General features: G+C 34.8%; 14 protein-coding genes and 1 pseudogene. 11 read left to right on the top strand and 4 right to left on the bottom strand.

Features of this window, described 5'->3' with window-relative positions:
• Window positions 1-122: 122 nt before the first annotated feature.
• On the bottom strand, window positions 123-572 hold the full coding sequence (locus D1953_RS19370) for an Lrp/AsnC family transcriptional regulator (protein ID WP_119118792.1): 450 nt from the start codon (window positions 570-572) through the stop codon (window positions 123-125).
• A gap of 121 nt (window positions 573-693) precedes the next feature.
• Here D1953_RS19370 and D1953_RS19375 point away from each other — a divergent pair, with 121 nt between their 5' ends.
• From D1953_RS19375 to D1953_RS19400, 6 genes and pseudogenes are all read left to right on the top strand, one after another.
• Window positions 694-1,107: a carboxymuconolactone decarboxylase family protein gene (locus D1953_RS19375; RefSeq protein ID WP_119118793.1), complete on the top strand. Its 414-nt coding sequence runs from the start codon at window positions 694-696 to the stop codon at window positions 1,105-1,107.
• Between the two features lie 170 nt (window positions 1,108-1,277).
• Window positions 1,278-2,104: pseudogene (locus D1953_RS19380) on the top strand (glycerophosphodiester phosphodiesterase family protein).
• 137 nt (window positions 2,105-2,241) lie between these two features.
• Window positions 2,242-3,492, top strand: coding sequence for an erythromycin esterase family protein (locus D1953_RS19385; RefSeq protein ID WP_119118794.1), 1,251 nt, complete (start codon window positions 2,242-2,244; stop codon window positions 3,490-3,492).
• Window positions 3,493-3,920: 428 nt separating this feature from the next.
• On the top strand, window positions 3,921-4,820 hold the full coding sequence (locus D1953_RS19390) for a sulfite exporter TauE/SafE family protein (protein ID WP_119118795.1): 900 nt from the start codon (window positions 3,921-3,923) through the stop codon (window positions 4,818-4,820).
• Between the two features lie 320 nt (window positions 4,821-5,140).
• Window positions 5,141-5,422 carry a hypothetical protein gene (locus tag D1953_RS19395; protein ID WP_119118796.1) on the top strand — a complete coding sequence of 94 codons (282 nt, stop codon included), beginning with the start codon at window positions 5,141-5,143 and terminating at the stop codon, window positions 5,420-5,422.
• A gap of 250 nt (window positions 5,423-5,672) precedes the next feature.
• A complete protein-coding gene (locus D1953_RS19400; RefSeq protein WP_342769269.1) occupies window positions 5,673-6,245 on the top strand; it encodes a cell wall hydrolase in 573 nt (190 codons plus the stop codon).
• Window positions 6,246-6,478: 233 nt separating this feature from the next.
• On the opposite strand, the gene D1953_RS19405 is transcribed toward D1953_RS19400, so the two are convergent.
• Window positions 6,479-7,087, bottom strand: a complete 609-nt coding sequence (locus tag D1953_RS19405; protein WP_182480689.1) for a ClpP family protease — start codon at window positions 7,085-7,087, stop codon at window positions 6,479-6,481.
• Between the two features lie 352 nt (window positions 7,088-7,439).
• Here D1953_RS19405 and D1953_RS19410 point away from each other — a divergent pair, with 352 nt between their 5' ends.
• On the top strand, window positions 7,440-7,721 hold the full coding sequence (locus D1953_RS19410; RefSeq protein WP_119118799.1) for a hypothetical protein: 282 nt from the start codon (window positions 7,440-7,442) through the stop codon (window positions 7,719-7,721).
• A gap of 240 nt (window positions 7,722-7,961) precedes the next feature.
• Window positions 7,962-8,585, top strand: a complete 624-nt coding sequence (locus D1953_RS19415; protein WP_119118800.1) for a GIY-YIG nuclease family protein — start codon at window positions 7,962-7,964, stop codon at window positions 8,583-8,585.
• A gap of 161 nt (window positions 8,586-8,746) precedes the next feature.
• Here the strand turns inward: D1953_RS19415 and D1953_RS19420 are convergent, their stop codons facing one another.
• Both D1953_RS19420 and D1953_RS19425 read right to left on the bottom strand, forming a co-directional pair.
• Window positions 8,747-9,949, bottom strand: a complete 1,203-nt coding sequence (locus D1953_RS19420; protein WP_119118801.1) for an MFS transporter — start codon at window positions 9,947-9,949, stop codon at window positions 8,747-8,749.
• A gap of 26 nt (window positions 9,950-9,975) precedes the next feature.
• Window positions 9,976-10,557 carry a TetR/AcrR family transcriptional regulator gene (locus D1953_RS19425; protein ID WP_119118802.1) on the bottom strand — a complete coding sequence of 194 codons (582 nt, stop codon included), beginning with the start codon at window positions 10,555-10,557 and terminating at the stop codon, window positions 9,976-9,978.
• A gap of 336 nt (window positions 10,558-10,893) precedes the next feature.
• Between D1953_RS19425 and D1953_RS19430 the strand changes: the two genes are divergently transcribed.
• From D1953_RS19430 to D1953_RS19440, 3 genes are all read left to right on the top strand, one after another.
• Window positions 10,894-11,589, top strand: coding sequence for a CoA transferase subunit A (locus D1953_RS19430; RefSeq protein WP_119118803.1), 696 nt, complete (start codon window positions 10,894-10,896; stop codon window positions 11,587-11,589).
• Entirely contained in the window at window positions 11,589-12,260 is a 672-nt protein-coding gene (locus D1953_RS19435) for a 3-oxoacid CoA-transferase subunit B (RefSeq protein ID WP_119118804.1), read from the top strand. Before D1953_RS19430 ends, D1953_RS19435 begins: the two co-directional genes overlap by 1 nt.
• Before the next feature lie 1,282 nt (window positions 12,261-13,542).
• A complete protein-coding gene (locus D1953_RS19440; protein WP_119118805.1) occupies window positions 13,543-14,034 on the top strand; it encodes a hypothetical protein in 492 nt (163 codons plus the stop codon).
• Window positions 14,035-14,218 lie beyond the last annotated feature (184 nt).

Genomic DNA, 14,218 nt, shown 5'->3' on the forward strand with positions numbered 1-14,218 from the left:
GGCGATAACTTCAAAAGCTTACCTATCACTATAATAAAAAGAATTCTGTTCAAGAATTAAAATTGATATTAATTGACGGTTACTTCAACTGCTTTTCAGCTAAATGAAGAGTAAAGACTTAGCTAAAATTCTTCGTCTATATTAAATTTTAAATTTGTTGGAACCTGTGAAAAAATAAAATGTGTGACAGTTTGTGCGATTGGACTAACCTCATCAATGAATTTTTCTGCGTTAGCGAAAGTTTCAAACTGCATTTTAAACATATAACAAGCACTCCCTGCTATTCGATAACAAAATTCTACGTTTGGAAGTTTCTCTATATAACTCTTAAAAGACTTATAGTCACCATTTTTAACGGTTGCTTCAATTATGCATTGAATCGGTAAACCTAATTTTTCATAATCGACCAATAAAGTATTTTTCTTTATAATCCCAAAGGACTCCATCTGTCTTACTCGTTCCGTTACTGATGGGGAGGACAAATTTACCCTTCTTCCAAGCTCACTCATTGATAAACGGCTGTTATTGAGTAGTTCATCTAAAATTTTTTTATCAATTTCATCTATTTTCATTTTTAAAGTTTTCTCCTATTAATCGTTAATTTTAAATATTATTTACTTGATAATCGTTTTGAATTTAATGTAATTTAGTTATTTTATTTTCTATAATTAAACATAACAAGGAGGGACTTAGATGGCAAGAATTGTTGAATCCTGTTTCGGGGAAACACCTTTCCAAAGGCTATTGGGGCATAATAAGGATGTAATGGAAGGGTGGAGTCAGTTAGGTGATGTGTTGGGGAAAGATGGAATGCTAACATCTAAATTAAAGGAACAAGTAAGAAGAACATTAGCTCAAAGTAACGGATGTGAGTATTGTAAGGCCAAAGGAAAACCAGATTCAATTAATTTTGAGGAAAAAACATCTGTTGCAGTAGGATTTGCAGAAGTCTTTTTAAAACAAAAGGGTGAAATAGCTGAATCAAGTTTTGATGTTTTGAGAGAATGTTTCAGTGAAGAGGAAATAAGTGAATTATGTGCATTTATTTCTTTTACGACTGCTTCACAATATTTTGGTGCAATGCTGAAATTAGAACCGTCAAACTAAAATAAATAAAAAACCAACTGTTTTGAGCAATCTTTGTATTGTTTCAAAACAGTTGGTTTTTTCTGTGTAAAATCAGCGTTTGCAGCTTACTTTTTTATAAAGCTACAGTAACGATGCAAGCGGAGGGTATCCATGCTAAACTACATTATATATAAAAAATTGGAGGAATTATGAAGAAATTCAAAAGATTTATAAAAAGATTTGGCCTATTTTTATTGATTTTAGTAGTATTCATGTACATAAATAACACCTCTTTATTTACTAAAACGAAAGATGAAGACCCTCTATTATTAGCGCATAGAGGAATGGCCCAAACATTCCATATGGAAGGAATTAAAAGTGATACGTGTACGGCAGAAAGGATTTATGAACCAGAACATCCTTATCTAGAGAATACGATTCCGTCTATGGAAGCAGCCTTTGGAGCGGGTGCTGATATCGTTGAATTTGATGTCCAACCTACAAAAGATGGTCAGTTTGCTGTGTTCCATGATTGGACACTTGAATGCCGGACAGATGGAAAAGGGGTAACGAGAGAACATACTATGCAAGAATTGAAGTCTTTGGACATTGGATACGGATATACGGCTGATAATGGAAAAAGCTATCCGTTCCGTGGCAAAGGAGTAGGGCTTATGCCGTCCCTTGAAGAAGTGCTATCTTATTTTCCAGATGAATCGTTTTTAATTCATAAGCTACGATGAAAAGTTGTATGCTTCCTTATATCGCTGTAGGATGGACGGGATATGTTCCTGCTGCTTGTCAAAATACACAAATTCACATTTCAGAGACATATGCTTCGTGGATGTGGGGATGGCCGGATAAATTTATCAAACGATTAGAAAATGTAGATACACGAGTATTTATTGTTGCAGGTGATGGAGGATGGTCAGAAGGTTTTGATACAGCGGAGGATGTTAAGCGTCTGCCATCTAACTATTCTGGCGGTGTTTGGACCAATAGAATTGATGTAGTTGCTCCTATCTTACAACAATAAATATGCCTTTGTAGTGGAATTTTTATAAACTGAGTGGTAAAATCGCTCAGTTTATTTTTAAAATATAGTTTAGTAGAACATTTAATATTTAATGAAGCCGCTCAAATTCGTTCATACTAAAAAAGAGGTGAACGGAATTGTTAAAAACAAATCAATTAATAGACGAAATTAAGAACTATGCTGTTAAATTTTCAAGTCCAACAGAACTTCAGCCTTTGATTAACGCAGCAAGTCATGCTAAATATGTTTTGCTTGGTGAAGCGAGTCATGGTACAAGTGAGTTTTATACTATTCGGACCGAATTAACAAAGCAACTTATTCAAGAGCATCAATTTTCTTTTGTCGCTGTGGAAGGGGATTGGCCTGCTTGTTACGAGGTGAACCGCTATGTAAAAGGGCTGGCTCCCGAATATCAAAGTGCGGAAGATGTGTTGAAAAAATCGTTTAACCGCTGGCCAAGTTGGATGTGGGCTAATCATGAAATTGTGAATCTCATCGATTGGTTACATTCGTATAATCAAACACAAACAGAGAAAAAAGTAGGATTTTATGGTCTTGATGTGTATAGTTTATGGGAATCTATGGAGGCAATCGTAGACTACTTAAAAAAAATTAAGTCGCCCGATTTGCAAAAAGCATTAAATGCCATTGAATGTTTTGATCCATATAAACGTAAGCCGGAAATGTACGGAATTTCTTCTGCATTTTATGGAGAAGATTGTATGAGTGAAATCCTCGAGCTATTAAATACTATAAAAGAAAATAAAAGTATTCATCCTGAAGATCCTGAAGCAGCCCTTAATATGAATATTAATGCGATTGTTGCGAATAACGCTGAGCATTATTATCATACGATGGTGACAAATGATAATGAATCTTGGAATATTCGGGATCGTCATATGGTCGAAGCCCTTCACCATATCGGAAGTTTTTATGGTGAAGCAGCAAAAGGAACCATTTGGGAACATAACACACATATTGGTGATGCTCGAGCTACGGATATGGCTAATGAAGGAATGGTTAATGTAGGTCAATTAACTCGAGAAAAATATGGACAAAACAATGTATATGCGATTGGTTTTGGTACATATCAAGGGACTGTTATTGCTGCAAAGAGATGGGGAGACCCTGCTGAGGTCATGACCGTTCCAAAAGGTACAGAGGGAAGTTGGGAAGAAGCAATGCACAACGCTGGTGATTTCAATCAATATTTGCTCTTTACAGAAGAAAACAAACATTTATTTCGCAATGTAATGGGGCATAGGGCCATTGGTGTCGTATATAATCCTGCTCACGAGCATTATGGAAATTATGTGCCTTCTCGTTTGTCTGAACGATATGATGCGTTTATTCATATTGATGAGACAAAAGCATTAACTCTTTTATGAGTTTATTCTATTGAGTAGTACCTGTTACTATAGATATACTTGAATATATTAAAAGCGTGTTTTGAACTATCTTTATTTCAAAACACGCTTTTTTATTTGCTCTTTTATCAAGGTTTATAGTGTACATTCAATCAAATCTCATTTCAAGGATACGACCTCAAATCCAGTTTATATTTAATATAGGTAAGAAAATATATAAACTATAGTTGACAGGTAGGAAAAGTACGGTTATTATCAATAATATAAAATTTATTTATATTTAAAAAATTCTAATTTAATACCTGTTATGAAAAAGAAAATGAGGAAGCGGATCAGATAAACTGAAGGCTCTTACTCTTAACTGCTTAGAGTAGGGGTTTTTTCAAAAAAACAAAATTCTGTATCTTCAGATAATACATAACTAAATAAAAGGCATCAGGAGGAAAAATATGAAAAAGCTGATTGTTTTGGCATTTGTAGGTTTTTTAGCACAACTAATTGACGGAGCATTGGGGATGGCATATGGCGTCACATCATCGTCTCTTTTATTGGCATTTGGTATTGCACCAGCAGTAGCTTCTGCGTCCGTCCATCTTTCTGAAGTCGTGACAACAGCCGCTTCGGGAGTATCTCATATCAAATTTGGAAACGTGGATAAACAATTGGTATATCGTCTGATTATTCCAGGATCAATAGGGGCTTTCGTTGGTGCTTGCTTCTTAAGTAGTTTACCCGGTGATGTCGTTAAGCCTTACGTTTCGACATTCCTTTTACTGCTTGGTTTCTATGTTATTTTTCGTTTTCTATTTAAATTTCAGTCTAGTGAAGAAAAGGTATCAAAACCATTATCAGTTAAGCAATCTATACCATTAGGTTTAATTGCCGGCTTTGCGGATGCAACAGGAGGCGGCGGCTGGGGGCCGATTGCAACACCTGTTCTTTTATCTAAAAAAGGAATGACAGCGCGTAAAGTAGTTGGAACAGTAGATACGAGCGAGTTTGCTATCGCTGTGTCTGCGACTGCCGGTTTTATCATTTCTTTAGGATGGGAAACCGTGAATTGGCTTTGGGTCGGGGCTCTAATGATAGGAGGGATTGTTGCCGCACCGATTGCGGCATGGCTCGTTCGAATGGTTCCAGCTCAACTAATGGGAATTTTAGTTGGTGGTTTTATTATTATAGTAAATGCACGTACAATTTTAAGTACATGGGTAACAGATGAAGTATACTATCCTGCTATTTATGGTTTTCTGTTTTTTGGATGGGGAGTAGCTATTTTCTTTGGTATTCGCAAGATGAAAGCAAACCAAGCTGCTGAAAAAGAAAAAAGTAGAAAGTTGGCTAGTTAATCTATTTATATAATCATTCTATAATTTATTGAAAAAACTATAAAAGAGAAGAATAAGAAAAATATAGAAGAAAGTGGATGGGAATTTGAGTATTCCTGTCCATTTTTTATTTTGTTCTAAAATATCTTTATTCCAGGGGATGAATCGAATTTTTAAAGGAAGAGGAACGGTTATATATTTGATAAAACAAAAAATTTGTCGTTTAAAAATGTGTATCTCGGGAGAAGAATCGACATTTTTTTAAATAATTATTGTTTAGAATGATATATATAAATCAGCTTTAGAACGAGTGAAATCAAAATAGTAGGGGGATTAATAATATGTTTAACATTATCCAAACGAAAAAATATGATGGTTTCTATAATATTATTTTTACATATGAAGACGAGTATTTCTTGGCTGCTGGAGAATATGAGAATGATCAAACTCAATTAGTTATCCTGGATGCTATTGATAAGAAAGATATCAAAGAAAATATGTTGAAAACAGATTATATTTCTTATTATTCATTAATTGATGATGTAGAAAATCACGATGTACTTCAATATATAGATGAAATATTATCAACGGGGCTTCAATTAGATACAGAGCTTGCAAGTTAATAATAACATAAAATTACAATTATTGTAATGGTTTAAAGCTTGGATTATCCAAGCTTTTTCTTATTGTTGGCCCGGCATCTCACGGGGGTGATAACAGAAAAAATTAACAGAAGCTAAATGAAGTATTGATATAATTGAATTTTTAAGGATTGGTATTTTTAGTATGTGGAAATAAAATAATAGAATTGTTACCCTTATATGTGATGATTAGATAAATTGCTAGGGGGTACATATGAAAATATTAAAAAAAATGTTGCTCGTAGCTTCATTAGGGATGACATTATCAGCTTTTCAGGTTCATTCTGTTGATGCTGCAACTAATTATACTGTTAAACCAGGAGATACAATGTGGAAAATTAGTCAACGATATGGAGTACCTTTAATTTCTCTTCAAAAGACTAATAATGAGTGGGATAATAATTTGTATGTTGGTCAACGTTTGACTATTCCTACAATCACATCTGCTGAAAGAACACTTTTAGCTCAATTGGTGCATGCAGAAGCGGCAGGAGAACCTTTTTCAGGTAAGGTAGCTGTGGCAACAGTAGTGTTCAATCGTGTAGACAGTTCGTTATTTCCAAATGACGTTAAGAGTGTTATATACCAAATAGACCAAGGACATTATGCATTTTCACCAGTACAAGATGGACGGATTAATAATACGCCAACTAGTGAAGATTATAGAGCGGTAGATGAAGCGATTGCTTTTCGTGGACAAGGTAATGGTTCTTTATATTTCTATAATCCTCAAAAATCAACAAGTGAATGGATTTTTTCTCGTCCAGTTACTGTTCGTATCGGTGATCACGTATTCGCAAAATAATAGGTTATTAAATAAGCACAAAGGGTTTGTCCCTTTAGTGCTTATTTTTTCACAAAAAAGTTCTACTTCATTTTTCGACATGGCTAGTGATCCAATACATTGGAGCACTAGCGTTGGTCTAGGTTTAATTTCGATTAATGATGAAATTTCTTTGAGATAAATGTTATATAAAAACTTCTCATCCAATACACTAAGAAAAAACAAACGCTATGTTAAGAAGTTCTTGTAAACTATTAGATGATTTCATGTACAATTCCTAAACTTAATCCCTCATCATTCGCGAACATATACCATTCTTCATCTTCCTTCTCAGTATATAGCTCCTCTGAAATATTTGTATTCTCCACAATAAACTGTTTAATGCGATCATCTAAACGATCATAGAAATTCATTGTATTTTTCGCTTTTTTAGAAGTGGATTGAACAGCCATACTCCCATCATGAATAAGAATGACTGTATTAGGATATGCTTTTCTATAATGTCCGCTAATTAAAAGTAAAGCACCCATAGAAGCACACGAACCTACACCAATCGTTTCAACTTTCGTTTCACTTGATTTGATGGCATCGATAGCAGCAAAACCTGCCACTACATCTCCACCATTAGATGTTATATAAATTTGTATTGTTTTTCTTTTATCGACTGGAATATTTAATTCTCTATCTTCTCGATTCCATTCTTGAATCCAATAAACAATTTTATTAACAATGGTTGTATCCACATCATAATTAAAATAAATTCTTCGTTCTTTCAGTCCTAGATAAAACTGATACTCCTCAAGAGAATCAGGTAAATTTGCAACTAACTCCAAATATTCTTTGTCGAATTCAATTTTTTTCATTATAAAACCCTCCTTCATAATATGTGTGCATCATATAGAAAGGAAGAGGATGGTTATGCCATCATACCTATTTATTAATTTATTCAACAAACATAATCTTCGCGACAGCATTCATCCTCAATATCTACTTAAAATGCTGACTTGTAGCCTGTTTTATATTAAGTAAAAAGATGCCATTTACAAGAAAGCTCCCATATTTGGTAGGTGTTTGGCAGAATGCAAGAAATTTGTCGTTAAAAAATGTGTCGTTCAGGAGAGAAATCGACATTTTTTTCAACAAGTATTGTTTAGAATGATATATATAAATCAGCTTTAGAACTAATGAAATCAAAATAGTAGGGGGATTAATAATATGTTTAACATTATCCAAACGAAAAAATATGATGGTTTCTATAACATTATTTTTACATATGAAAACGAGTATTTCTTGGCCGCTGGAGAGTATGAGAATAATCAACCCCAATTAGTTATCCTTGATGCGATTGATAAGAAAGATATCAAAGAAAATATGTTAAAAACGAATTATATTTCTTATTATTCATTATTTGACGATGTAGAAAATCATGATGTGCTTCAATATATAGATGAAATATTATCAACAGGAGTTCAATTAGATACGGAGCTTGCAAGTTAAAAAATCAAACATTTAGCAGTTTAAGGCTTGGGTTACCCAAGCTTTTTTATATGGTGGCTTGGCAGATAGTTCAATATTTAGAAGTAAAGAAAATATAATAAGATATAGAAAACAGAGAAGCGCGGGGACCGTCCCTGTGCTTCTTTTTGGCTCAATGATAACTTATATTAATCTTTTTAAGTCTTATAAACACTTATGGTTGTTATAATATTGTATACATGAGGAGGGGAAGAAATTACAGTGGTTAAACATTTTGGAGTAAATATACGTGAAAAATATGATGGATTAAAACTAACAAGAGACAATTACATACAAGTAAGTAGTAAAAGTTCGTTAGATACAACAAAAGTTTACTCTGACTCAGAGATAAATAAACATATAGAAGATAGTTTATTTAATTATGATTTGAATATAGAGTATTTTGATGTATTATCTAAGCCGGAATTTAATAAAGAACTTATGGCATTTATCAGTAAAACTAAAGTGTTTAAGGAAATTACTGACCTTGTTCCGTTAAGTGAGATTCCTGGATATTATATTATGGTGCTAGATGAATATGCTCAAGCTTATATCGGTAGAAGTGGTAATATTAAAAAACGGATTCAGTCTCATTGGAGTAAACAAAAAGAATTTGACCGGTTAATATTCGGAAGTAAAGAAAATTCTATTTTATCGATAGATAGCTTTAGAGCTTACGATACCACGAGGATATTTGTATATCCAACTGATGAACTTCATGGGCACGAAGACCATTTCATTAATTTATTTAATAAGAAGTATCTTTTAAATAGAACTAGTGGTGGAACATTGGATGGATTAATGGCAGCCATAATCTATAGAAAAACAAGAGAACTGTCTATTTAGGTCTAACACTAATGAAGGCTCTAGTAAAATAAATGAGAAGTTTTAAATATTCCATAAACCCTTATTTTATAGTAAACAAAGAACAATCCATTTTGAAAAAGAGTAATCAAAATGGATTCTCATCTAGCAAATTTATGTTTAGGCTTTATAAAAAAGTTTACTTATTCTGCTAAGCTTTCTACTAGTCTTTTTTCTTTCCACATGACTGTAATACCAAGGCTAATTCCCATTATGACAGCAGCGAAAAGATAAGGATAGTGGATGTTTACGTCAAATAGTATTCCCCCCATCGCTGGTCCGACGATATTACCTAAGCTCGTATAGGTTGAGTTCATACCAGCAACAAATCCTTGCTCTTTCCCGGCAGCTTTTGATAAAAATGTCGTCAATGCCGGACGAAGTAAGTCGAATGCAAGGAAGATGAAGCAAGTTACTACAAGCACTGCTAAAAAGCTAGAAACCACAGTGGACGCCACCGCCAATATAGCACCTATGATTAAACATAATTGAATCAATTTCTTCTCACCGAGTATATCTACTATTTTTCCAAACATAAATATTTGTATAATAACGCCAAAGATTGAGCTTATTGTAATAATGGCTGCAATGTCCTTCGGCGTGTAACCGAATTTATGATCAGAAAATAGGCTAAAAATAGTTTCATATGCTGATAGACCGAAAGCGAGTACAAATACAATGATAAATGCAATAAAGTAAAGCGGATTAATCGATCTTCTTAAATCGCTTATAAAGTTTGTTTGCTTTGTATTAGCAGAAATTTCTGCAAGCTGTTCCTTGGTTAGCGGCTCTTTTAAAATAAATATGGATGTAATACATGCTAAAAAAGCAATAGATGCCGCAAAGAAGAAAGGAAAACGTATTCCGTATTCTGCAATAAAGCCACCAATGCCAGGCCCTATAATAAAGCCCGTGCTAATGGCTGCAGAAAGATAGCCCATTGCTTTGGATCGTTCCTGAACGGATGTAATATCTGCAACATATGCAGTAACACCCGGCATAATAAAGGCGGCACTAAATCCTCCTAGAACCCTTGATAGATAAAGCACCCAAACATTCGTGCCTAAACCAAAGATAAGTTCTGATACACTAAAGAGGAGTAAGCCGATTATGATGATTTTCTTTCTACCATAACGGTCAACAAAGCGTCCTGCGAGCGGTGACATAAGTAGTTGTGAGACCGCAAATACCGCAACAAGATAGCCCATCGTTTTTCCTGATAAATGCATGATGTCCATAAAAGACGGCATAACAGGGACGATAAGACCAACTCCTAGAAATGCAATGAATATATTACTTAGAAGAATAATTAATACCGCTTTTTGTTCTTTTATTGTTTTCTTCATGAATCAACACCTCTTTTCTGTTCCAATCACCGGTGTGAAATACCTCTCCAAAATACTGTCCAAGAGGCTTCTAATTTATCCTTCAGCCGCTTCTCATCATTTCCGTATACAAGCTCCAGCATAATAGAATCGACTACTCCCAAAAAGGCGAAAGTCGGCGTTTTCGCTGCATCTCTGACTATTACTTCAGCATCGATCCAATCCTGAAATTTGCTTTCTAGCACCACCTGCACCTTTTCCTCGAGATTGATTACTTCCTCTTCGATTGCTTTTGAAAGATGTGCTGGTGGAAAAAAAGACATACGTAGCCAAAACTTTAACTGCTCATTTTTTTGGAAAAGATCAATGACCAATTTTAGAAATCCGTATAAATCTTTTTCAGGATTTTTTGAATCGATTTTATTGAAATATTGAAGTTTCGAAGATAGCTCAGTCTCTTTCGCATCACGCAAAACTTGCAGAAAAAGATCATCCTTCCCTTTAAAATGGGTGTAAATTGATTGCTTTTTTATACCGACTTCTTCAGCAATTTGAGAGAGGGATGCTCCTTCATAACCATGAATGGTGAAATATTTTAGAGCTGCCTCTTTAATTTCATTACTTTTCAATATAATCACCTCGTATTTTACGAACGTTCGTCAGTTATGTTAGCAAATCCAATAAACAAAAGCAAGCGGATAGTATGCAAAAAACCATCATCTTATGCAAAAATGCATATGTAAAAAACACATTAAGTCAATAAAAACCTATATGTTAAGCATTTTCATTCTGGCATATCTCTTGCATTATCTAGTAATACAAAAGATAGTAATAGATTTATAGGGATTAGTATCGAGATATTTCTATGGATTTATAAACTTGATAAAATCTATCCACAAATGGGTGCGGGTTTTCAAAAGCATCATCGACCATCACTTCACGTTTCAAAATGAAAGGATGATTATATGCAAAATGTGAAGGGCAATCAGGTTGAAACAAATGTTCAGTTTCTAACAGCTGAAGACGCAATTGCAAAAATACCCGCTAATGGTGCGACAATGATGGTTGGAGGGTTTGGAGATTCTGGTATCCCGGAGTATTTGCTTCAGGCGGTGATGAATCGTGATGAGGTCACTGAATTAACGATTATGAGCAATAATATAACTGAAGGCTCGAATTTAAATGAATTATTTTTATTGAATCGAATAAAAAAAGCTATCGGTTCCTATTTCACAACAAATAAAGCAGTTATGAAAGCATATAACGAAGGGCGTATCGATATTGAGTTAATCCCACAGGGAACATTTTCAGAAGCGTTACGTTTAGGCGGATCTGGTATTCCAGCCTTTTATACGCCGACTTCAGCTGGAACGGAGCTTGCTGAGGGAAAAGAGACTCGTTATTTTAACAATCGTGAGTATGTCCTTGAACATTCACTTAGTGCCGATGTTGCTCTTATTAAAGCGTACAAAGCTGACAAAGCGGGCAATCTTATTTATCGTAAAACGGCTCGAAACTTTAATCCGCTTATGGCGATGGCCGCAGATTTAACCATTGTTGAAGTAGAGGAGATTGTAGAGGTTGGGGAACTTGACCCAGAATCAATCGTTACACCATTTATATTTGTTGATGTCATTGTAAAAAGAGTGGTGAATGCCTAATGAAATTGGAGTCAATTAGACACTATATTGCTTGGCGCGCTGCCCAGGAATTAAAGAAAGGCATCGTGAATCTAGGTATTGGTATCCCGACATTAGTGGCTGATTATCTTACTCCGGGAAAAGTAACCTTACATTCTGAAAACGGTATTCTAGGCGTTGGGGCGGCACCAGCTGAGGGTTTTGCGGACCGGGATTTAATTAATGCAGGAAAACAGCCAATTACTCAGCTGCCACATACCTCTTTTTTTGATAGTTCTCTATCCTTTGCGATGATGCGCGGCGGACATTTAGACGCTACCGTCATTGGGGCACTGCAGGTAGCGGAAAACGGGGATATTGCCAGCTGGGCTATACCAGGAAAAGATGTTTTAGGAGTCGGTGGTGTGATGGATTTAGTTGCTGGCGCGAAAAAAGTAATTGTTACAACAACCCATTTGAATGCGAAAGGTGAACCGAAGATCCTTTCCCGCTGTACCTATCCTTTAACGGCAAAAGGGAGGGTTGATACAGTTATCACCGAATACGCAGTCTTTAAAATTCGCAGCGGACAACTATATCTTGAGGAAATTGTTGCAGGCATTTCCCTTGATGAACTTAAACAAATAACCCCAGCATCCTACGAAGTATCTGCAAACTTGCAACGAGTCAATGCCTTTGATTTGGTGAAATGATTTTGAAAAAATTAGAGAAGGAAAGAAGATATTTTTAAAACATGCTTATCCTGCAAATGTTGGATCCGAAGAATCCCAAAAGGAAATTGCAGATAGTTCAAAAGGCGGTTCGGAAAATTGACAGGGTGGAGGTGAGGGTCCAAGTCCCTCACAGGTCATCATTTAAACAAAGCTCAAATCCTTATGTATCAAGGGTTTGGGCTTTTTCTTTGTTTGCTGACATATCCATTTTATTCCTGGGTTTTTATACATTGCACAAAGACTGCACAGAAACTGCACGAGACTGTTGCTTTGTCTTACAGTTATAAGGATTCCATTGCTTGTTTTTATGTGCTTTTTTGTCTGTTAAGTCCAGAAACGATCATCAAACCGATTGGCTGTTTTCTTCTGCATTTCTTCATTTGTATGTGAGTAGATATCAAGTCTGTCTATTAATCATTATCTTCACGAACACACAGTAATAAGCGGGTTAACCGTAATGAGTTTATAAAGGCCAGTGTAAGTACCATCAGCGAAGTAAATGATGAATCGTGTTAGCTGATTGTATGAGGATGTACAAGTTGTGGAATAGCTTTTTATTCAACTAACCGTTAGTTTAAGTAGAAACCGTGATAAAATCAGTAAATGACTAATTGATGAAATAATATGAGGTGGAAAATGAGAAAAAGATTAAAGAAAAAATGTAAGCCCGAATTATAAAAATTAAGCATACCTTTTCAGTACGCATCACAAATAGCCGTATATCTTTGATTTTTTTATCAGATATACGGCTAGATTATTTTCCGCATGCTGCTTGGATATGTTTTGACCAAGGCATATATTGATTTGAAATTTCTGGGTTTCGATGCATATTTAGATTTGGTAGATCCGTCAGTAACTTCACAAGGTACTGATAGAAATCCACTCCATTCACTTTGGGTATTTATGCGTTTTTTAAATATAAGGTCAACGATTCAGCCTGGTTATTTGCGTCTTTTACATTTATTGTAGGGTTGTCTATACTCGGTCTTTTTGCATTGGCTTCATTTATAACTTCAATGTAGTATTGACCTGTTCTTATAGGGGTTCAGCCGACAAAACGCGGATATTATACGCTAACGGTCACTAAAGATGATTATTTATAAAATAGTCTTGGTATCTACTTAAATAACGACAAATATAGCTTGATTTCATCACAAAAACTCATAACTATTAATTGAAAGGAAAGGAATTACAATAGTTAGTTTGAAAGTGATATTCCATGAAGGGTGAATTAAAGAAATACAAGGGGGGAAGGAATGCAATGAGGAAATTTAGTATCGTAGCTATTTTATTCTTCGTTTTTATATTAGGGGGTTGTAATGGTGTATTTATTAAAAATACGGATGGCAATGGGAATTTATCTGGAAACAAGCCTCCAATTGTGAATATAGAAATTGATGGTGAAAAGCATGAAACGAAACTGGGTTCATATTGTTGGGAATCTAATGGAAAAGCAGAATGTGTTGATACTGCAGGGCCAGTAGATTTGTTAGAGGATGATGAGCCTATACAAATAGAAAGTGGCGAGCAAATCACATTAGCAATGGATTACACGCCAAAACCTAATGAAATTCATCTTTCACAGATAAAGAATAACGATGATATGGAAATTGAAATAAAGAATCAAAAGTTTACAGCACCTGAAGAAAAAGGAATTTATTATTATTCGTACGGAGTGTGGTGGATAGATGAAAAAGAAGAAAATGTATTTCATGGTGATGCGTTCTATGCATTTGTCTTAGAGGTTAAGTAATTCTTATTCTGTTATCGGGCGTTTTTTTGGAATAAAAGGTGCCTTTTTTATTGTACCTGATTCTAAACAACACATTTTAGGATTAGTTATTGTGAAGGTTTCTACTTAAACTATAGGAGTGCTTTAACAAAAAAAGAGAGCGTCTATATGGAGGGCACTGAAAAAGTCCATATCTTTTAACTTT

This window comes from Peribacillus asahii, from assembly GCF_003570725.1.
Lineage (GTDB): Bacteria > Bacillota > Bacilli > Bacillales > DSM-1321 > Peribacillus > Peribacillus asahii.

What these genes read in the sequence shown, in the direction of transcription:
- D1953_RS19370 (WP_119118792.1), bottom strand. Translation starts at nt 572, where the DNA reads ATGAAAATAGATGAAATTGATAAAAAAATTTTAGATGAACTACTCAAT.
- D1953_RS19375 (WP_119118793.1), top strand. Translation starts at nt 694, where the DNA reads ATGGCAAGAATTGTTGAATCCTGTTTCGGGGAAACACCTTTCCAAAGG.
- D1953_RS19390 (WP_119118795.1), top strand. Translation starts at nt 3,921, where the DNA reads ATGAAAAAGCTGATTGTTTTGGCATTTGTAGGTTTTTTAGCACAACTA.
- D1953_RS19395 (WP_119118796.1), top strand. Translation starts at nt 5,141, where the DNA reads ATGTTTAACATTATCCAAACGAAAAAATATGATGGTTTCTATAATATT.
- D1953_RS19400 (WP_342769269.1), top strand. Translation starts at nt 5,673, where the DNA reads ATGTTGCTCGTAGCTTCATTAGGGATGACATTATCAGCTTTTCAGGTT.
- D1953_RS19405 (WP_182480689.1), bottom strand. Translation starts at nt 7,087, where the DNA reads ATGAAAAAAATTGAATTCGACAAAGAATATTTGGAGTTAGTTGCAAAT.
- D1953_RS19410 (WP_119118799.1), top strand. Translation starts at nt 7,440, where the DNA reads ATGTTTAACATTATCCAAACGAAAAAATATGATGGTTTCTATAACATT.
- D1953_RS19420 (WP_119118801.1), bottom strand. Translation starts at nt 9,949, where the DNA reads ATGAAGAAAACAATAAAAGAACAAAAAGCGGTATTAATTATTCTTCTA.
- D1953_RS19430 (WP_119118803.1), top strand. Translation starts at nt 10,894, where the DNA reads ATGCAAAATGTGAAGGGCAATCAGGTTGAAACAAATGTTCAGTTTCTA.
- D1953_RS19435 (WP_119118804.1), top strand. Translation starts at nt 11,589, where the DNA reads ATGAAATTGGAGTCAATTAGACACTATATTGCTTGGCGCGCTGCCCAG.
- D1953_RS19440 (WP_119118805.1), top strand. Translation starts at nt 13,543, where the DNA reads ATGAGGAAATTTAGTATCGTAGCTATTTTATTCTTCGTTTTTATATTA.